The sequence below is a fragment of the Methanimicrococcus blatticola genome (assembly GCF_004363215.1).
Taxonomy (GTDB): domain Archaea; phylum Halobacteriota; class Methanosarcinia; order Methanosarcinales; family Methanosarcinaceae; genus Methanimicrococcus; species Methanimicrococcus blatticola.
The window spans coordinates 187,232-208,252 of the sequence record NZ_SNYS01000010.1 but is presented as its reverse complement, the minus strand read 5'-3'; the positions used below and the strand labels follow the sequence as shown (position 1 = coordinate 208,252).

The following is a 21,021-nucleotide window of genomic DNA, read 5'->3' as shown; positions in this document are numbered from 1 at the left end:
TAACGCCGACAGATAACATGACGGTGTACGCGAAGTGGAAACATGATGATACGACGTATTATAACGTGACGTACAAAGCAAACGGCGGAACGGGAGTCGATTATACCGTCGCCGTCATTCCGGGAGATGAACATACAGTTGTGACAAACGATTCCGCTAATATTGAATGGGACGGATATTTGTTCATTGAATGGAATACAGAACCGGAAGGTGACGGAGAGAATCACGCTGCGGGAGATATCATTACACCGACGGATAATGTGACTTTGTATGCAGTTTGGGAATTGAACAATGATGTTTACACAGTAACTTACGATGCAAACGGAGGAGCCGGAACGCCGCCTGCTGACGACACTGAATATTCGTATGATGACATTGTGACGGTTAGATCTGATGAAACAATTTCCAATCCTGGATACAAATTTGTAAGCTGGAACACAGTACAAAACGGATCGGGAACAGCGTATAGACCGGAACAAACATTCAATATCCGGCAAAATGTTGTTCTTTATGCAATATGGGAAAAAGAAGGCGGTCCATCCGGCGGCGGATCAGGAATCGGGTCGGGAGTTGTGATCGAAAATGATTCAAATGACAATGAATCGGACACTCCGTCGATTGAACCGGTAGATAATAAACCAATGATGTTTTTGAAAGATGCGCTTTATCCGGGTGTTTTCTTTGCCTTGATTATGTCAGCCATTTTGACATTCATATTCATATGGAAATACAAAAACAATAAAAATGAATGAAAACAGAATTAATTCTGAATTCATTCCCTTATTTTTTAAATTATTATTGTCAATATCAATCGGATTTATTCAATTGATTATTCTCTTTTTTTGAATTTATTTTTCAAAGGATTTTTCTCACCAGTCCGGATAAAACCGATTTTTATCAGATGACGCGTTCTATAGAGAATATATATTATAAGCTAATAACTTTTATATAATATTTCAGGAGTTTAGGAATCATATGTTTTTATTTTTGAAATAATTTGTTGAGAAATTTTATGATAAAATATTATCTCAATAAATTTGCTGAAAAATGAAAAAGGGAATAATATGACAATAGAAAAGAAGCGAAAGCATATGAGAAAAACGGCGGGTGTGTTATTCACCATCATGATCATACTTATGAGCACTGCACCGGCATTGGTTTCAGCTGCACCGCCAACTGTGACGGTGACATACTATTCAAACGGAGCGCAATATGAAACGGAAACCGTTAATTCCGGTGGTCTTGCGTCTGCGCCGATTGCGCCTGCCGTGCCGACCGGAATGGTTTCATTTGTCGGATGGTCGAAAGAAAAAAACGGCCTCAATAATCTGTATGATTTCTCAGCACCGGTAAAGGAAAATTTGAACTTATTCGCCCAATTCTCCGACAAACATTTGGTTTCGTTTAAGGATGCAGACGGAGACATTTATTACACGCAGCTCGTGGAAGCTGATGATTACGTCATTCCCCCCGAAGCTCCGCCGAGCGGAACAGAGGACGTTTTCGTCTACTGGGTGATTGACAACACATATGACATGTATGATTTCAGTCTTCCCGTCAACAGTAACATTGTTTTGAGACCGGTTTATGATAATTCCTATTACATTTACTTCAATTCAATGAAAGGAACACCTGTTGACAAACAACTCATCGGAGATGGCGAAACAGTTGACGAGCCGGCAGACCCGACACGTCCGGGATATGAATTTGCATTCTGGAGTGAAACAATGAATGCAGACCCGAAGATTCCGGGAAATGCTTATGACTTCTCCGCACCCGTTACTGAATCACTGACATTGTACGCAATCTGGAGATCGGATGAAGTGAACAAGCCCGAAGTCAAGATCATTATTTGGAAAGAAAAAGAAGGACTTCCGATTCAATTTGAGAAAGATAATCCGTCAAATTATGTGTATCATGATTCATTTATAATTGAAGAAAAGGCCGGCACAACAATCACGATTACAGAAGCCGAAATGAATCAGGATTATGATTATTATATTCCTTCAAACAGCGAGTTCTATCGCTCAATCCCGACAGTCGTTGAAGGAGATGGAACAACTGCGGTGAACGTATATTACACAAATACAATTTACACGGTTTATTTTTATCTGAACAGTGTGGCTGCCGAAATGGTTGATGACCGTCAAAATCCTGCACCTTCGACGACATACGTCAATACTGCGAATGAAGATGAACAATATTCTATTGAAATAAAAAAGGATATGGACCTTGAAAATATTTGGCCGCTGAACGGAAGTAACGGTTTCAGAATTTACAGAACAGACGATGCATCTGCTTTTCAGGGTTGGATGATTCCACTCGGATTAAACGTTGAAACAGGAACAATCCTCAATATAATTTGGGTTTCAAAAAGACTGACGGTAACAGCAGAGATGCTGCCGGATTCGACATATGGAACCGGAACAGAAACTGAATTTGTCTTAAGCGGTTACTGGATCAATGACGGTCAAACAACAAATTTGAGATATATGTTTGAAGCTCTCCCGGGAGAAACAAAAACAGGAACTGCAGGAATTGACTATGTGGAATATAATGGAAAATTATACATTAACAGTACCAAATATGCCCAAACCGCAATTTCGGACGGTACTGCTTTCATGCCCAAAAGCATTGAAGGAAAGACAGCATTAACGGAATATGCACTCCAATTCAATGCGGCAACGGAAGAATTAGAAGAAATGGAGTCAACATCAACAAATTTTGATCAATATTTCATTTACGACCGGACACGTTACGATTTGTCCTTTGACACAGTGGGCGGCAGTACAATCTCCGATAAAACAGACTTGTTGGCCGGAGAGGATTTGAGCGGTTATAAACCGGCAAACCCGACACGACCCGATTATCGGTTTGTCGACTGGTATGAAGACCGCGAATATCAGAAGCCGTATACGTTTGAAGATGCGATTATGCCTGACAGAAATTTGGAATTATTCGCCAAATGGGAACATGAAGGCGTCACGGCAACATTCTATGATCAAGCCGGAGGAACAGTGCTCGGCACTCAAAGCGTTGCGTTGCGTGAATCCGTTCAGGTCCCCGGAAACGCTGACCCGTATTTCCGTGAAATAGGCACATCTTATGAAAACTTGGGTGTTTTCAAGGGATGGTATCAAACGCTGAATAACGGATTAGTTGTCCCGTACACGTTCTCAAACAGCATTGAGAAAGATGTTGAAATTTACGGTTTGTATAAAACAACCGGATTCAAAGTGACTTACGATGAAAACGGCGGCACAGGCGATGTTCCGACAGATGATGAAACGTATAAAGTGAATGCTTTGGCGCCGGTCAAAAATGCGGCGCTGACGAAGGGATCGATGATATTGGCCGGCTGGCAGGAAAAGGATAAGTCGGGTATTATTTACTATCCGGGATCCACCATCAAAATGAACGGAAATGTTGATTTTGAAGCGGTTTACGCAAATTCCGACACTTTAGTCAATTTGATTTACAATGCCAACTACGCCGAATCAACGGAGACAAAAACAGACACGGTGATTGAAGGCCGTTCATATGCTTTGAGAGACAATCAGACTTTCAAGAGAAGCGGCTATGTTCTGACCGGCTGGTCGGAAACGCCGGGCGCAACGACGCCTGACTACAACTGTGGTGTTGAATTCCTGATTCCGAGCGGCGGCACAACTTTATACGCCACCTGGGAAGAAGTGCAATACTTTACAGTCACTTTCGCAATTCGCGATGCTGACCAGAATAAAGGTGTAATTACTTCACAAAATGTGTTCAAAGTCGAGAAGGGTGCGCTCAGCGTGCTGGCCATACCGGTTGCGGTTCGCCCCACTGTTGACATAATCCCGGATGCAGACGGCGAATTAAAATACAGATTTGTCGGATGGGAATCGCTTCCTGTTACGATTCAGAAAGATTTGATTGTTTACGCGAACTTTGAAGATATGGAAAAGAACGGCGGTGGCGGCACAGGATCGGCAACCGTTAAAGACGGCGAGAATGGAGATGACACAGGTGAATCAAAACCGGAGGGTCCGACACAGGGTTATGAAAATCCGACGTTACCCGGAAATCCGGTTTCCGGATTTGTAACCGTCAGCTTGATTCCGCTTGCAATCGTCATTTTCGCGTTTGTAAGAAAACAGGATTTGGAAGAGTAAATGAAAATAAATTGAAAAGGAAATGAGAGATTCTCATTCCTTTTTATTTTTCTTTAAATTTTATTTTTTAACTTTCAATTTTTTAACTTTCATTTCTTAAGCTTTCATTTCTTTAATTTTCATATCTTTCGTTTCGTTTTTGTTTTCGTTTTTGTTTTCGTTTTTATTTTCGTTTTTGTTTTCGTTTTTGTTTTCGTTTCAAATTTTTGTTTATTTTGCGTTTGTTTTTTTACTTTTTATTTTTTTGTGAATGACATTTATCACGGCATTCGCGGATAAAGCCAAGCTTTTTTAACTTGAATTAATGTTATTGGTTTAAACTTATTTTTGCAAACAGGTGTCGTTTTTGAAAACACAGATTAAAGGAAATTATGTTGTCGGAGAGGCGGAAGCGGTTACAGCGCTTTACGAAACCGGCGGATTCGGGCGTCCTCGTGACGGCAGTCTTCAATTGCGTTTTGTGGAAGCGGCTTATCTTCTCTCGCGCAATAAAATTGAGATTTTCAAAAGCGGCAAAGAACTTGATTTTGATTCATTTATTCAATTTGCAGCGCAGCAGGAAGATTTTTTTGAACTGAAATTTATCGTTTACAAGGATTTGAAAGAGCGCGGTTATTATGTTCAGTCGTCGGCAACGGATTTCAGAGTTTATCCGCGCGGCGGGAAACCGGGAAAAACGTCGGCGAAAAGTTATGTTTATGTACGATCGGAGAGAATGCCAATTCCGTTTTCGGAGTTAACGGCTTTGATGAATGAAGCGCAGAATGTTCGAAAACAGTTTATCCTCGCCGTTGTCGATGAGGAAAGTGACATTACTTTTTATGATGTCAAACGCGCTGATGCTGTCGGTAATTTCGAAGGCGGCATGGTTTTGCCGTATCCGGAAGACGTGAAGAAGAAAACGCCGGCAAAAGCTGTTTTGTTTAAAGAGCGCGTGATTTTAGCGGATAAAGAAACGGCGGATTTACTTTACAACAGAGCGTTTTTCGGGAAAATGATGGATGAAGAACGTCTTCTTTTATCGCTGCCGGAAGCGCAATATTTGGCGGAAAACGGTGTTTTGGAACTTTACGATATGGACGGCAAAGCGCTGTCATTGGAAGAGTTTTCAAAAAGTGCCTCCCTCATTGATTCTGAATTTTTGAAAAAATATACGATTTACAAAGAGCTCAAAGAAAAGGGATTTGTCCCGAAAACGGGCTTTAAATTCGGAACGCACTTCCGTGTTTATCGGAAAGTAGATTCTTTGGATAAAATTCCGCACTCCGAATTTTTACTTCACGTTGTGTCCCTGGAGTTTGAATTCAAATTGCCGGCAACATCAGGCGCAATCCGCTTGGCCAACAGCGTTCGCAAAAGAATGATTTACGCGGCAGATCTCGGCAGCCGGCGCGAATATATCGAATTCGAAAGAATTAAGATGTGAAGAAGGACAGGGTTGTATGTTTACGGTGATTGCGGTTGATATTTCGGGAAGGCATCGGATTGATGCGGGCTATTATATGGTCTGCGCCGCCGCATCCGTTGAAATTACGCCGACATCCATTGAAAAGATCAATGAGATTAACACCGAAGCTTTTTTGTTCAGCAAACCGCCGGAACTGCTCGATATTGTGAAAATTATTGAAAACACGGCGGCCAAAATTAAAAAGAAAGGGGCGCTGATTGTTGAGCGCGGCGACTTGTTTAATTTGGATGAAAATTTGTCCAAGCCGATGTTTACTCAAGAAATTCGTTATCAGGAATCCATCGGAGAACGAAAAGCGATCGAACTTGCGCATTATGTTTCTCTCAGTACGCGGAATCTTCTCCTCAAAGAAACAGGCCTTGACATTCGGATTCATGAAAATGATGAAGACAATATTGATGCTGGTGACAACGCTGATGACAATAATAAAGATGGAGCGGACGTCGAATGAATCCGTACCAGGAAGCCGGTGAAGACGCACACCGAAATGTCATTCTCGTGATGCGCACCGATCCGGATTCAGATGCCGAAGACAATCAGCGGAAACTTCAGGAGTTTTCGGAACTCACAAAAGCACTCAATGACAAAGTCGTTGACGTGATTACGCAGGAACGCTACCCCGACAGAAAATACAATGTCGGCAGCGGCAAAGCAAAGGAACTTGCAATTGTCGCTCGAGATAAAAAGGCCAACCGGATTATTTTTTATGATCCGCTGTCAACGTCTCAAATTTACAATATTTCAAAACTTTGCAGCGAAGCGGGTGCAAACTGCCGTGTCATGGACCGGTTTCAGTTGATTTTGGATATTTTTGCGCAGCGTGCAACGACGCACAGATCCAAGCTTCAGGTGGAGCTCGCACGCCTGCGTTATGAATTGCCCAACGCGCGGATTCTTGTGTCGCTCTCCAAGAAAGAAGAGCGCGCCGGCTGGGGCGGTCTCGGTGATTATGAAGATTCATATGAACAGGATATCAAAAAGCGGATTGCGCGTATCAATACCGAGTTGAAAAAAGCGGATTTGGAAGAAGAAGCGCGCCGTGTATATCGGCACAAGAACGGATTTTTCATTGTTTCGCTTGCCGGTTACACAAATGCCGGCAAAAGCACGCTTTTTAATGCGCTTGTGGATGAACAAACAGAATCCAAAGATATGTTTTTCACGACATTGATTCCGAAAACGCGGGCGCTTATCATCAATAAGCGCAAAATTCTGCTGACGGATACGGTCGGTTTTATTGAAGATTTGCCGCACTTTTTAGTGGATGCTTTTCGCTCGACGCTGGAAGGAATTTATTTCTCTGACATGATTTTGCTGGTTGTCGATTTCAGCGAGCCGACGGAACATATCCGCAAAAAACTGATGATCAGCCATGAAACGCTGTGGGAGAAAAGCACGTCTAATATCATTACCGTTCTCAACAAATCCGAAACAATGAAGCCCGCAGAGCGGAAGAAAAAACTGGAAGAGCTTTCTCATTTGATTTACAATCCGATTTTTATTTCTGCCAAAACGGGAATGGGAATGCCGGATTTAATGAATGAAATCGGCATGTGTTTGCCGCCGCTGGTAACACAGACAATTTCATTGCCGAACAATGAAAGCGGCGCTGCGGCACTTTCCTGGTTTTACGACAATGGTCTCGTTGAAGAAATATTGTACGGCAAATACATGACGTTTGATTTCAGCGCAACGGAAGACGTGATGGCAAAAGTGAATGATATAATTTCAAAAACGCAAGCAACTTTATGATTTACTTTAAATTTGATTCGATTTGTTCTCAATTTGATCCGTTCCAAATTTGATTCATTCCAAATTTGATTCACCAAATTTGATTCGTTCCAATTTGATTCATTCCCGGTTTTTAAATTCAAACCGAATTATAAAATTAAGCCAAATCATCACAGAAATGATTTGTCTTCGTTCCTTTTATATACATTGATTCATTCTATTTTTACGGCAAGTCGGCAATCTCATTGCCTGCCCCGCATATTTAATTCATAGCGGGCACTTGCAGAAACTCAAAGGAGTTAACAGAAATGGATAAACAAACACAGGACGTTCTTGAAATTCTGGAACAAAACGCGAAAGCGACTCCCGAAGAAATTTCAGAACTCACCAGAATTCCGCCGGCTGATGTTCGAGAAATGATTCGGACGCTTGAAGCGGCGGGTGTGATTCGAAGCTATAAAACAATCATTGATTGGGATTTAGTGGAAAGTCCGTACGTTTACGCGTTTGTCCAGTTGAAAGTGTCACTTGAACGCGGACACGGCTATCAGAAGTTGGCCGACCGCATATGTAAATTCACGGAGGTCAGATCTCTTCGTCTTTTATCGGGCGAGGATTATGACTTGGAATTCATGATTCAAGGAAAATCAATGAAAGATGTTGCATTCTTCGTCGCGGACAAAATAGCGACGCTCGATCAGGTTCAGAATACATCGACGCACTTCATTTTGAAAACATACAAAGAAGACGGCGTCATTATGGAAGAGAAAGAAGAATTCAAAAGATTGCAAGTTTCGCCGTGAGGAACAACATTATGACACAAATACCGAAATCGTCCCCGAGAAAGGTGGATCAGATTGATTATTCAAAATACATTACAGGAAAGATGAAGCATGTACCGCCGTCAGGAATCAGGAAATATTTCGACATTGCGGCAGGCATTGAAGATGTGATTTCACTTGGTGTCGGCGAGCCTGACTTTGTGACGCCCTGGCACATTCGTGAAATGTGCATTCATTCTCTGGAAAAGGGAGAAACATCTTATACCTCCAATTACGGCGTTCCCGAACTTCGTGAGGAAATCTCCAAGCGTTACAGAAGAGATTACGGCTTGGATTATGACCCTGAGACAGAAATTCTTGTGACAACCGGTGTCAGTGAAGCGTTGGACATTGCAATTCGTTGCGTTACGGACCCGGGAGACGAGATTTTGATCGTTCAGCCGACGTATGTTGCTTACATCCCCGAAATCGTTCTGTCGGGCGGCGTTCCTGTTGTCGTCAGAACAGTTGCCGAAAATGAATTCAAGATTTTGCCGGAAGAATTGGAATCTAAGATTACGCCCAAAACAAAAGCGATTATCATCAATTATCCGCATAATCCGACCGGTGCCGTTATGACGCGCGAGGATTATGAAAAGATTGCCCTGGTCATTGAAAAACATGATTTGATTGTGATTTCCGATGAAGTTTATGAATGTATGACTTATGACGGCGTTCACACACCATTTTCCGCCATTGACGGCATGATGGAAAGAACAATTCTTTTGAACGGTTTTTCTAAATCATACGCTATGACAGGTCTTCGCCTCGGCTACATTTTAGCACCGCAACCGCTGATTTCAGCCATGATGATGATTCATCAGTACTGTATGATGTGCGCGCCGATTACATCACAGCTTGGCGGTGTTGAAGCGCTTCGAAACGGTGAAGAAGAAATGAAGACGATGGTCAGAGAATTTAACCGCCGCCGCGTTTTAATCGTTGACGGTTTCAACAAACTCGGCTTAGACTGCTTTGAGCCCAAAGGCGCATTCTACGCATTCCCGTCCATTAAATCAACAGGATTGACGGCGGAAGAATTCGCCGACAAGTTTTTCGCAAGCCAGCATGTCATTACAATCCCGGGAACCGCCTTTGGTGAAAGCGGCGCAGGACATTTGAGATGCGCTTACGCAACGTCCCGTGATGACATTAAAGTCGCATTGGATCGTTTTGAAGATTTCTTAAAAACACTTTAATTTGAAATGATGAAAACGGAACAAAAATTTGTTCCGCCTTCATTCATTTTTATCATTCACGATTTGGTTTTATTTCTTGTTTTCTTTGTTCATTTTTTCTTTGTTCATTTGTTTTCTTTATTCATTTTAATTTGCTGTTTTTCTTTAATTTAGAAAAAAATGAAACATCCCTTTTTCTGAAAATTAAAAAAAACGAACGCCGCTTAAACTCTGAAATACCATCTTGTTTTTGTTTTTGGGTTTAACGGGCGTTCGGGTTTCATAAAAACAATGAAAACGATGTTTGGATTTATTTGAATTGAAGAAAAGTTCGTATACGACCGCAAGACGAAATTTCATGAGCGAGCGAATGAAATTGAGAATTGCGGATTATTCCTCGCCGTTGATAAAACAATTAATCCGACTGAATCTCTATGAGGTTTAATACTACCGTTTGAAGTGTTTTATTTAACGACGGGGAAGAATCTCCAACGCCTCCTTTCACTCACTTCGTTCGTGAAACTCGCGTTGGAGGCGGTTGTTTCATCTTTTGGATTAATTTCAAAACGAACATCCGTTTTTTTGAAATTTGAAAAACGAACATCGGATAAACATGACTCATTCCGGCGTTTTATTTTGAGGTTTAAACGGACGTTCAAGTTTTTTTAAAAATGAAAAATGATGTTCGGATGAATTTAATTTTAGAACTCGGAGTTTTAGAAATTGAAAATTAGAAATCAGATTCTGAAAAAGACCGTAAAATTGAGATTCAGGTTAAAAAGTTTTCTCTGAATTTGTCAGATTTAATCATTGTAAAAAAACGGAGAGAATTAAGTCTCTTAAAAAAATTGAATTTTTGCCAATTGAAACGTAATGTTTAAAACCTGAATTTAGTTTTACGTCTTTGAGAAATTATGGAAATAGGTATTGAAATTATTATCATTGCGATTTATCTCATTGCAATGCTCATTATCGGTTTCTTAACACAGAAAATCGGATCGTCCTCTTCAAAAGGATATCTGGTTGCAAACAGAAATGTCGGCGCTCTTTTGATTGGTGGAACGCTTTTCGCGACATTCTGGGGTGGCGGAACAGTTATGGGTGGCGCAGGTGCAGCTTTAGACTCATATAATTTAGGTACCGTGGCCGATCCTTGGGCTTCGGGTATTACACTTATTATCATGGCCTTGTTCATGGTCCCGCTTTTGTTAAAGATGAAAATCGGAACTCTCGGCGAAATGTACCGCATCCGTTTTGGAAAACGCGGTGCTTACGTTGCTTCTATTCTTTCCGTTCCGACGCTGATCGCCTGGACGGCCGTTCAGATGGTCGCCATCGGTAAAATGCTGAATTTGTTTATCGGCGTTGAACCGTGGATCAGTATGCTTTTGGCAGGCGGCATTGTTATCATTTATACATATATGGGCGGAATGCTTGCGGTTATTTGGACCGACAATATTCAGGCAACAGTTGTTATTTTGGGTTTATTGGTTTTAATTCCCGCCGCGATTTGTTATATTGCAGCCGGCGGCAGTTCGACTTTTGCCATCAACATTGAAAACCTGGCATCAGGAATCGGAATTATTAAAGAGAATACACCGAATGATTTCTGGACACTTCTCCCGTCCGCGGATCCGGATCATCCGAGCGGAATTACACGTACTGTAAAAGGCGTATTGCTTTGGGCGGCTGCCTGGTGCGGCATGGGTCTCGGCAGTTTGGCATCTTTGGACATCACTCAACGTGTCTTGACCGCCAAAAATGAGAAAGCTGCAAAAGGCGGCCTCGTCGCCGGCGCAGGCCTTTACTGGGTTGCCGGTCTCGGCCCGATTTTCATCGGTCTTTTGGGTATTGTGATGATGCAGCTCGGATTCTTTTCACCCGGAGAATTGGCGACACTTGCCAGCGATTCTGAAGTGATTGTTCCGATGCTGGCTCAAAAACTGCTTCATCCGCTGCCGATGGCAATCTTTATCGGATCGCTGATGGCTGCCATTATGTCAACATCCAGTTCGACCATTTTCGCGTCCGCCGCCGTCATTTCAACGGTTCTTGTTCCGGGAACGGTCGGTGACAAAAGAACGGAAGAAGACGACAGGAAAGCAATTCGTTTGACGAAGTTTTTAGTCGTTATCATCGGCATATTCTGTATCGGCATCAGTATGCTTGCCGTCAGTCTTTATGATTTGATGATTTTCGGATTTACGCTTCTCTTCGCCTGTTTATTCTGGGCTGTTGTTTGCGGATTGTTCTGGAAAAAAGCAAATGTTCCGGGCGGTATTGCATCCATGCTTGTCGGAATTACCTTTTCGATGCTCGGCTGCCTTTACCTGTCGATTCAGGCAGGAACATTGGTGATTGTTCCTCCCGAAGCGGAATGGGAAATTTATTTCACGTTCGTTCCGTGGCTTTTCTCAGGCATTGCGATGTTTGTCGTTTCTTTGCTGACGCAAAAGAAACACCCGCCGCTTCCGTTGACAGACACGGACGGTGCCGTTTTGAAATGGCCCGAACTTGCAGGCAATGTTGAAAAACAAGAATAATTATGGAACGGGAAACCCCGTTTCATTTTTTTGATTTATGAACTTTTTTGATTCAGTTTATTTTTTGATTTCAATTTTTTAAGTTCATTTTTTTATATTTTTGGGTTTTTAAGTTTCTCTTTTTTAGATTTTCGGTTTTTTAGTTTATCTTTTTTAGATTTTCGGTTTTTTAGTTTATCTTTTTGTTGAATTCCGAATGTTTTGATTTCTTTGAATTCATAATTGTTTCATTGTTTCATTGTTTCAATTTTGAATTCGCCATCATTTGAATTGTATAAATTCGAATTCTATTTTTCAGTGATATAGTTATCGTTTTTGAAAAAATCAGAACGCCTATTTACGTTTGAAGATTTGGGAGTTTTGAAGCAAACCGTTTTGTCTCACAGTTTGCTGCATCTTAATTTATAAAGAGGATAACTATGAAAAACATAAAAATTTCAAATCAATCAAAAACAATCGGCAAATCGCTGCTGATTATGTTTTTAATTTTATTTGCACTGACCGGAACTGCTGCCGCTAAAGAATGGACGGTTGGCGGCACCGCCGCAGATTTTCAAACATTACCGGAGGCAGTTACTGCAGCCGCCGACGGTGACAAGATTTTGATTTGTGCCGGTACGTATGAAACAGCGGTGAATATCAGCGTCGGAAAAACATTGACCATTGAAGGCGATAACCGTGAAACCGTCATTTTGGATTTAGGCGGATTTTCAATCATTCCGAAAAAAGAGAATTTCGTTCTTCGAAACGTGACGATTAAAAACGGATCAAACGGCATCAATCTTCAGACAAGCGCAACGAACGCACTCATTGAAAACTGTATTTTTGACGGATTAACGCATAAAGACGGCATTAAACTTGCAAAAGACGGTGCTGTTTTCAAAAACAATGTTGTTAAAAATATGGACGGTTTTACAAATGCCGTTTATGTGACCGCTTCTGATGTTCAGATTGTCGGAAACACCTTAACCGGACTTACCGGAAGCGGTAACGCCGCCAGAATTTTGAGCGTTGAAAATGCGAACAATGTGCTTATCGAGGGCAACACGATTACAAACAACAAAGGCGAAGCAATCCGTTTATGGAAAGCTGAAACCTCAAACGCCGTCATTACGAAGAACAAAATTTCCGGAAATACGCAAAAAGGAATTTATCTTTACAATGCCGGGGAAAACAACGCGATTTACTTAAACGATATTTTTGACAACACGGGCGGCAATATTGCCGGTTACGGAACACTTCCGTCGGTTGTAACATTCAATACTCCTGAAAGCCTGACGCTTTCCTGCAATGGCAAATCTTGGACGGGAAAAGCCGGCAATTATTGGGGCGATGACTACGACGGCGCTGACACAAACGGCAACGGCATCGGAAACACCCAAAAAACAATTTTGGACAAATATGCCGACCTTCACCCGCTGACAAAAACAATTACGTCATACGCAATCGGTGGCGAACCCGTTGATCCGGTCGACCCCGTTGACCCTGTCGATCCTGTTGACCCCACCCCGAAACCCGGAAAAACCGGAAATTCAATTTCGATGACAACAAACATTTTACCGTCTGTTTCGGTTTCATTCTCGATTGACTCTTTGGACTTCGGCGATTTGGCTGCGGGACAGACAAGCGCGCCCAAAGAAATGGAGATTACAAACAGCGGCGGTTGCGATGTAAAGGTGACTGCTGAAGTGACAGATTCTTCTGCTGATTTGTACAAGAGAGGAATTTGGATTGACAATGCATTCTGGCCGGACTTCGAAAAAGTTGTCGGAAAGGGTGAAACAGAGATTTCCGAAGTTGTCTTGAAAGTCCCCTCGGATTATGAAAGCACCGGAAATGTCGACGGCACTTTGATTATGTGGGTTGAAGCGTGCTGATAATTGAAAACATGTCAATGAAAAACTGATAACTGTTGAAACCAAACCTGATAAACAAAATTAAAAAAACTGAAAAACATAATTCTGAAACCAAAAACTGAAAAACAGAATTCTGAAATCAAAAACGAAGAAACTAAACCTGAGAAATAAAATCCCAAAATAAAACAAACCTCAAAACCCTGAAAAATGTAAAAATGGAGAGAAAACGAAACAACGTTTTCTCTTCATTAATTAATTCCATTCATCATTTTGTTTATTGAATTAAAGAAAAATTCACATACGACCGCAAGGTGAAATTTCATAAGCGGAGCGAATGAAATTGAGAATTGCGGCTTATTCCCCGCCATCAATAAAGAATTCATTCCGCAAGAATTCATTTTAGATTGAATACTCTGCGTCCATTTTAGATTGAATACTCTGCCCATTTTAGATTGAATACTCTGCCCATTTTAGATTGAATACTCTACCATTTTTTTATTCAACGGATGGGAAGAATCTCCAACTCCTTCTTTCACTCACTACGTTCGTGAAACGCGTCGTTGGAGGCGGTTGTTTTGGTTTTTCGATTATTTTAGTATAATCCGAAACATCTTTTTTGATATTTTAATAAAAACGAACGCCGTTTAAATCCTAAATAAAAAACCCTTTTTGTTTTTGAGTTTTATCGGGCGTTCGGGTTTGAAAATAAAAAGAAAATGATGTTTCGAGCTTCCAAAAAACTAGAAAAATAAAAAATAAAAATAAAAGATAAAAATAAAAAATAAAAAAGAATCAGATGAAATGATTTTTTGAATCAAATCGACTTCAATCCGGGATTATCATCAATAAACAGAACTTCCGCTTTATTCCCGAGTTCTTTTTTCAATCTTTCCGCTAAAACGCGCATGCCGGGGTTTTCGGTTGCATAATGGCCGGCATCGATGATTGTCATGTCGCCGCGCTCGCGCAAAACATCGCTGTGTTTCAGCTCGGAAGAGAGAAAGGCGTCAACGCCGTTTTCTTTGGCGATTGACAAAGCGTGACGGTTGAGGCAGCTGCCGCCGCAAATCATGACTTTTTGAATTGTTTTGTCGCCGGCGTAAAGAAGCGGCGCATTCAGTTTTTCGGAAACGGATTTCACGAAATCCGCAGTCGGAGTGGATTCAATTGTTCCGATGATTCCGAAATCCGTCATCACAACATTTCGGAGCCCGAACATGTCGGCAAGAACGGTGTTGATGCCGTCGTCGGCGTTATCGTAATTGGTGTGCATCGCGTAAATGGAAATGTTGTTGTCAAAAGCAATTTTCAGGCGTTTTGCCAAATAATCGGGAATGACCATGATCGGATGGAAAAGAGGCGTGTGGTGGCAAATCAAGATATCCGCTTTGAAGTTTGCCGCCTTTTGAAGAACATCATCCGTCACATCCAAGGTAACGGCGATTTTATTGATTTCACGGTTTTTCGTGAACAGTAAATCTAAAATCATTCCGATACGGCCGTTGTCGAAATCATCGGCGATTTCAGGCGGCGCGATTTGTTCTAAAAGCTGAATCAGTTCCTCTTGTTTCATAATCCAAAAAAGGTCTGCATCCTTTAAATAGAAGACGACATTATTCATGCCAAATACGAAAAAATACGAATTTATATTCGACATATTCGATATAATAATTCGATATAATAATTAATAATTCGATATAATAGAATCTAAAAGAAGAGATTGATAAAAAGAAATCAATCGCCAATCACCGCCAACCACTATCAAATCATTTAAAGAGGTATTAAAAATGTCAGCCCCTCCCGTGTCCCACAAGCCGAAACACGGCATCAAAAGAAAACATAATCTGGCGAAACTCAAAAGCCGCCAAAAAGTAAAAACAATGGAAAAAATCGAGAAAAAGAACAATGCCGTCACGTTTGAAGTCATTTTTGTCGGCCGTTCCAATGTCGGTAAGTCCACGCTTTTAAAAAATCTGACCGGACGAAATGTTCGAACCGGCAAACGTCCGGGAGTGACGCTGAAGCCGACACACCTTTATTTTGATGATTTTTTGATTACAGATATGCCGGGCTTCGGTTTTATGTCGGGCGTTACAAAAGAGAAATCAGAAGACGTGAAAAATAATATTGTTCAATACATCGAAGGACATGCCGACAGAATTATGCTGGCTGTTCAAGTGATTGACGGTCCCGCATTTGTTGAAATTACGGAACGCTGGGATTCGCGCGACGAAATTCCGATTGATTTGGAACTCCATGACTTTTTAGAAGAAATGGAAATCACGACAATCATTGCCGCCAACAAAATGGACCGTGTCAAAGAAACTGAAAAAGACGAGTTACTGACTGAAATCGTTGAAATTTTCGGGTATGGAACGGATGAGAATGGAGAAAGCACCGGAGTCGGCTGGAAAGAAAGCGGCGCGTTGGTTGCCCCCGTCAGCGCCCGCGGCGGAGATATACGCCCGCTTATCTCGCATTTGAAAAATGAATTCCATAAAATGAAACGTGACGATTTGTTTAAGCATTTCAATTGAGGGGAGAAAAAATGACAACGATTCTTGAAATTGCGGAAAAAATTGTAGCGGAAGGACCGATTTGTGATCATTGCCTCGGCCGCCAGTTTGCAAAATTATCAACAGGACTTTCCAATGACGAGCGCGGCAGATCTGTCAAACTCACGCTTGCCATGGATGCCGACCGCCGTCTCAAAGACAACGGTGACGACGCGCTGCTGACCGAAATGGCGCCGTCAAGCATTCACGCTCAAAAAACATTGGCCAAAGAAAATAAAACAGAAATTGACGGCGAACCTGCTGTTGAAAAATGCTGGGTTTGCTTAGACATTTTCAAAAACTTGGATTTTTGGGCTGACATGGCAATTGAAAAATTGCAGGGCATTGAATATGAAACATTTTTAGCCGGCACCAAACTCAGCGGTCTTCTCAGCGAAAACGAAGAGATTTTGTGGGAACAGGCCGGAACCGCTTACGCCGAGCAGTTGAAAAGCGAGCTCAACCGCGAAATCGGCAAAATCATTTCTCAAAAAACCGGAAAAACGGTTGCGTTTTCCAATCCCGATGTCATGGTGACATTCGATATCGCTAAAAAAGAAGCTGACCTGAACATCCGCTCGATTTACATTTACGGCAGATATCAGAAAAAAGTTCGCGGCATTCCGCAAACAAAATGGCCGTGCCGAAACTGTCACGGCAAAGGTTGTGACAGCTGCAACGGCACAGGCAAACAGTATCCCGAGTCTGTCGGCGAGCTGGCAGGTTACCCGCTCTGGAAAGCAGCCAACTCAGAAGATGTCGTCTTCCACGGTGCAGGCAGAGAAGACATTGACGCGCTGATGCTCGGAACAGGCCGCCCGTTTGTTTTAGAAGCCAAAGCGCCTCAGATTCGAACATTGGATTTAACCGCTCTTGAAAAAGAAATCAATGCCTACGCGGCCGGAAAAGTCGAAGTCTCCAAATTAACGCTTTGCGGCAAAGACATGGTTGAAAAACTGAAAACGGAAAAGGCAACAAAGACCTACCGCTTGAAGATTAAATTTGAAGCACCCGTGACAAATGACGCGTTAACAGCGGTTTTAAAAGAGCTGGAAGGCAAAGAAATCAACCAAAACACACCCAACCGCGTCAAACACAGAAGAGCGGATTTGTGCCGGAACAGAACAGTACACACCGCCGAATTGGAACGAACGGAAACGGAAGGATCATTTGACGTCGCGTGGGTAAAAATTCATTGCGACGGCGGCCTTTATGTCAAAGAACTGACATCAAGCGACGAAGGCCGAACCGTCCCGAGCATTTCAGGGTTGCTTGGAATCGGCGCGAAAGTCGATGAATTGGATGTCATTAATGTTGACATTCAAGACATTGAATAAAAAATAAATCGAAATGAAAATCAATCGAAACGAAAATCAATTGAAATGAAAAATGAAGGAATTGAACAGAAATCAAATCTGAAAAAGCATATATTTATTAAGGTTGGATTTGTATTTTGATTTCTTCTATTCGATAAACTTAATATACCAAAATAATTATTCATGGCTTAACTTTGATTAAAAACGAGTTATGGAAAATAATTGTTTTTTCATTATCAAGAGAATAACAACGGTTGAAATTTGAAATAAACCGTTAACAGGAACTGCCCTGCCAAGAGCCGTTTCTGATTCGGCTGAAATAAATTTAATAAAAATAAAAATTATTAAAAAATATTTCATGACCGATGAGCCCCGATTAATAAATCGACAACGGGTTCAATAAATCACATTCATCCCATCATTACATGACAACGTTAACGTCATAAATTTAGGAGGATTTAAAAATGTCATCAAAATCAGCAGGCGAAAGACGCTGCACAAGATATAAACTGAAAAACTCGATTCGCGAGAGAGGAATGTCTGCCCCGAGCAGAGCCATTCAAGAATTTGAAGAAGGACAAATGGTTCACATCGACATTGATGCCAGTGTCCAGCACGGCCACCCGAACCCCAAATTCCAGGGATCCACCGGCAAAGTTGTCGGTCAGCGCGGCCGCGCATACGTTTTAAGTGTCAGAGACGGCAGAGCTCAAAAAGAAGTTATCTCCCTCCCCCAGCACTTAAAACCCCAAAAATACAATTAATTTGTACGTTTGTACAAAATGAATGACGGCTTGGTTTTATTTAAATAAAATTAAGCCCTACTCTTTTTAATTTATCGGATTTTAACTCAGTTGCAAATGAGTGAAGATTAAAATTAACTTAAAGATTAACCGGGAAAGATTTAAGAATCCGTCGGAAGTGTTTTGAAATGATTGTCAAAGAAGTTGTTAACGAAGAGCTCTTAACCCTTGCTGAAGTCAAGGAAATGTTAACTCAAATTATGGAAGAAAGACGTGAAGAAAGCGACGAAGAACAAGTTTACGAGTTCAGAAAAGCTTTGAACCACGCAGAAATTTTCTCAAAATTAAGCGCATCCGACGCAAAAGATTTGGTTACCAAATTGATGGATTTCGAAAAAATGAGACCCGCTGTCGCTGTCAGAATCACAGACATTCTGCCGCAATCCAGAGACGAACTCAGATCCATTTACGCCAAAGAGAAATTTACACTTAAAGATGAAGAGTTGGACGCCATTTTAGATGTCGTCAGACAGTACGCCTGAAGAGGCGGCAAAACACTTCATTCATTTTCACTTATTTTCAAAAATAAATTCATAAAAGGCTTCGGAAACCGTTCGGAACCTTTTATATTATATTATTTCTTAATCAGTTCTGTCTGACGGAAAAGAAGACTGAATGGTTCAAAGATGAATCGAATGAACCGATTTATAATTATAAAGCACTGAAAAGTGCGACAGAGGGACAAAAATGAAAAGTAATGATTGGCCGGAATCCGGCGATTATGTTGTTTGTAACGTCACAAACGTGACGGACTTCGGCGCATATGTCGAACTTGAAGAATTTAAAGAAAAAGAAGGATTTATCCACATTTCCGAAATCAAAGCCGGCTGGGTCAAATATGTCCGCGACTACATTCGTGAAGGACAAAAAGTCGTTTGTAAAGTGCTCAATATTGACAAAACCCGCGGCCACATCGACTTATCACTCAAAGATGTCAATGAACACCAGAAAAGAACAAAAATTCAACTTTGGAAAAACGAGCAGAAAGCTGAAAAGTGGATCCAGATCGCTGCCGAAACAATCGGTTTTGACGACAAAATGGTTGAAGAATTGTACCATGAATTTGTTTCCGAATTCGGAAGCGCCTATTCCGCATTTGAAGAAGCCGCAATTTCCGGATCCGCCGCTTTTGACGGCATGTCTGTTGACAAAAAGATGATTGAAGCCGTTGTCAATGTTGCCCGCGAAAACATCAAAGACGCATTCGTTGAGATTGCCGGCTACGTCGACTTAACGACAAACGCGCCCGACGGCATTGAAGTCATCCGCGAAGCTTTAAAAGCAGCAGCCGAAGAAGTTGACGAAGAAGAAGTTCGTGTAGAAGTGACATATGTCGGATCCCCGCGTTACAGAATTAAAGTTGTGGCGCCGGACTACAAAAAAGCAGAAGCTGTTTTGAAAAAAGCATCCACTGCGTCCATTAAAGTGATTACGGACGCAGGCGGCGAAGGTTTATTCAACCGTCACATTGAATCTGTCAAATCATAAATCAAAACCGAACCGGTTGGGATTGAATGGGAAAGCGAATTAAGAAATGTCAAAGCTGCAGCAGATATACGCTGTCGGAAACTTGTCCCGATTGCGGCGGCGTTTGTGTCAGCCCGAAGCCTGCTTCTTATTCGCCGGAAGACAGATACGGAAAATACCGCAGAATGTACAGGCAGAGTCTGAATGACTCCCGAAAGGAATAAGACCGTAAATTATCATATCGTATAATAACGGCAATTCGCCGGAATGAAAAATTCGTGAATAAAATATCTCATACCCTTTTTTCGGGGGTTTAAAAATGAAAGAAGAAATCATTTATCACATTGATCAAGATGTTATTGAATTAAACAATCCGGTAATGATTGTCGGACTCCCGGGCGTCGGGCATGTCGGGAAATTGGTTGCCGACCACATGGTTGAAGCCTTGGACGCCAAAAAAATCGTAGATATTTATTCCGAACACTTCCCGCCACAGGTTATGGTCAAAGAAGACAGCACTGTCGAGCTTGTCGGGAACAGATTGTATTTGGCCAAAACCGATAAAATGGATTTGCTGATTTTAGCAGGGGATTCACAGAGCACAGACCCTGCCGGCCATTACAGATTATGTGAAATTTACATTGATTTTGCGTCACAGTTTAAAGTCAATCGCATTTTTACGCTCGGCGGATATCCGACAGGCGTTATAAACGCGGAAGATTATGTCATCGGTGCCGTGAATAATATTGATATGATTGACGAATTGAAAGAGAAAAATATTCAATTCAGTCCGTCGGAGCCGCCGGGGGGTATTGTCGGCGCATCCGGTTTAATTTTATCTTTTGCAAAATTCAGAAATATTGATGCGGCCTGTTTGATGGGAACAACAACAGGATACATTGCCGACCCGAAAAGTTCGAAAGTGCTTCTCGGAAGATTATGCGATATTTTAGGCATTGAAGTCAATGCTGACGCGCTTGACGAAAAGATCAAAGATATGGATCAGATTGTTGAGAAAATTAAAGATTCCGTTGTCGGCGAAGACGGGGAAGAATATTACGAACAAGCTCCCGCATCGGAAGAAGACTTGGTTTATTTCGGCTGAGTCTGAATTTTTATTAATTTTATT

Annotated in this window: 17 protein-coding genes; 16 read left to right on the top strand and 1 reads right to left on the bottom strand. The window is 41.7% G+C overall.

What is annotated here, in order from left to right; translation table 11 throughout:
* The 9 genes from C7391_RS07610 to C7391_RS07570 form a co-directional block, all read left to right on the top strand.
* Positions 1-752, top strand: a 752-nt coding sequence (locus tag C7391_RS07610) for an InlB B-repeat-containing protein (protein ID WP_166627456.1), incomplete at its 5' end; no start/stop codon positions are given.
* Between the two features lie 372 nt (positions 753-1,124).
* Complete coding sequence (locus C7391_RS07605; protein WP_166627455.1) at positions 1,125-4,154, top strand: InlB B-repeat-containing protein; 3,030 nt, start codon at positions 1,125-1,127, stop codon at positions 4,152-4,154.
* 337 nt (positions 4,155-4,491) lie between these two features.
* Complete coding sequence (gene endA, locus C7391_RS07600) at positions 4,492-5,580, top strand: tRNA-intron lyase (RefSeq protein WP_317852539.1); 1,089 nt, start codon at positions 4,492-4,494, stop codon at positions 5,578-5,580.
* 16 nt (positions 5,581-5,596) lie between these two features.
* Positions 5,597-6,073 (top strand): DUF2209 domain-containing protein, encoded by a 477-nt coding sequence (locus C7391_RS07595; protein ID WP_133517951.1) that lies wholly within the window; start codon positions 5,597-5,599, stop codon positions 6,071-6,073.
* Entirely contained in the window at positions 6,070-7,374 is a 1,305-nt protein-coding gene (hflX, locus tag C7391_RS07590; protein ID WP_133517950.1) for a GTPase HflX, read from the top strand. The genes C7391_RS07595 and hflX overlap by 4 nt, the downstream gene beginning before the upstream one ends.
* 287 nt (positions 7,375-7,661) lie before the next feature.
* On the top strand, positions 7,662-8,156 hold the full coding sequence (locus C7391_RS07585; protein ID WP_133517949.1) for an Lrp/AsnC family transcriptional regulator: 495 nt from the start codon (positions 7,662-7,664) through the stop codon (positions 8,154-8,156).
* A gap of 11 nt (positions 8,157-8,167) precedes the next feature.
* A complete protein-coding gene (locus tag C7391_RS07580; RefSeq protein ID WP_166627454.1) occupies positions 8,168-9,373 on the top strand; it encodes an aminotransferase class I/II-fold pyridoxal phosphate-dependent enzyme in 1,206 nt (401 codons plus the stop codon).
* Positions 9,374-10,266: 893 nt separating this feature from the next.
* Positions 10,267-11,895, top strand: coding sequence for a sodium:solute symporter family transporter (locus tag C7391_RS07575; RefSeq protein WP_133517948.1), 1,629 nt, complete (start codon positions 10,267-10,269; stop codon positions 11,893-11,895).
* 419 nt (positions 11,896-12,314) lie between these two features.
* Positions 12,315-13,772, top strand: a complete 1,458-nt coding sequence (locus C7391_RS07570; RefSeq protein WP_133517947.1) for a right-handed parallel beta-helix repeat-containing protein — start codon at positions 12,315-12,317, stop codon at positions 13,770-13,772.
* A 793-nt stretch (positions 13,773-14,565) separates the two neighbouring features.
* Here the strand turns inward: C7391_RS07570 and C7391_RS07565 are convergent.
* A complete protein-coding gene (locus C7391_RS07565; protein WP_133517946.1) occupies positions 14,566-15,324 on the bottom strand; it encodes a Nif3-like dinuclear metal center hexameric protein in 759 nt (252 codons plus the stop codon).
* A gap of 307 nt (positions 15,325-15,631) precedes the next feature.
* On the opposite strand from C7391_RS07565, the gene engB reads away from it, so the two are divergent.
* The 7 genes from engB (at position 15,632) to C7391_RS07530 (ending at position 20,997) form a co-directional block, all read left to right on the top strand.
* Positions 15,632-16,288 carry a GTP-binding protein EngB gene (gene engB, locus C7391_RS07560; protein ID WP_133517964.1) on the top strand — a complete coding sequence of 219 codons (657 nt, stop codon included), beginning with the start codon at positions 15,632-15,634 and terminating at the stop codon, positions 16,286-16,288.
* Between the two features lie 11 nt (positions 16,289-16,299).
* A complete protein-coding gene (locus C7391_RS07555) occupies positions 16,300-17,643 on the top strand; it encodes a tRNA pseudouridine(54/55) synthase Pus10 (RefSeq protein WP_133517945.1) in 1,344 nt (447 codons plus the stop codon).
* Positions 17,644-18,086: 443 nt separating this feature from the next.
* Entirely contained in the window at positions 18,087-18,386 is a 300-nt protein-coding gene (locus tag C7391_RS07550) for a 50S ribosomal protein L21e (protein ID WP_133517944.1), read from the top strand.
* A 167-nt stretch (positions 18,387-18,553) separates the two neighbouring features.
* Positions 18,554-18,907 (top strand): RNA polymerase Rpb4 family protein, encoded by a 354-nt coding sequence (locus C7391_RS07545; RefSeq protein WP_133517943.1) that lies wholly within the window; start codon positions 18,554-18,556, stop codon positions 18,905-18,907.
* 205 nt (positions 18,908-19,112) lie between these two features.
* Complete coding sequence (locus C7391_RS07540; RefSeq protein ID WP_133517942.1) at positions 19,113-19,913, top strand: translation initiation factor IF-2 subunit alpha; 801 nt, start codon at positions 19,113-19,115, stop codon at positions 19,911-19,913.
* A 26-nt stretch (positions 19,914-19,939) separates the two neighbouring features.
* Positions 19,940-20,116 (top strand): RNA-protein complex protein Nop10, encoded by a 177-nt coding sequence (locus tag C7391_RS07535; protein WP_133517941.1) that lies wholly within the window; start codon positions 19,940-19,942, stop codon positions 20,114-20,116.
* A 95-nt stretch (positions 20,117-20,211) separates the two neighbouring features.
* Positions 20,212-20,997 carry a proteasome assembly chaperone family protein gene (locus C7391_RS07530; RefSeq protein ID WP_133517940.1) on the top strand — a complete coding sequence of 262 codons (786 nt, stop codon included), beginning with the start codon at positions 20,212-20,214 and terminating at the stop codon, positions 20,995-20,997.
* The last annotated feature ends 24 nt before the right edge of the window (positions 20,998-21,021 follow it).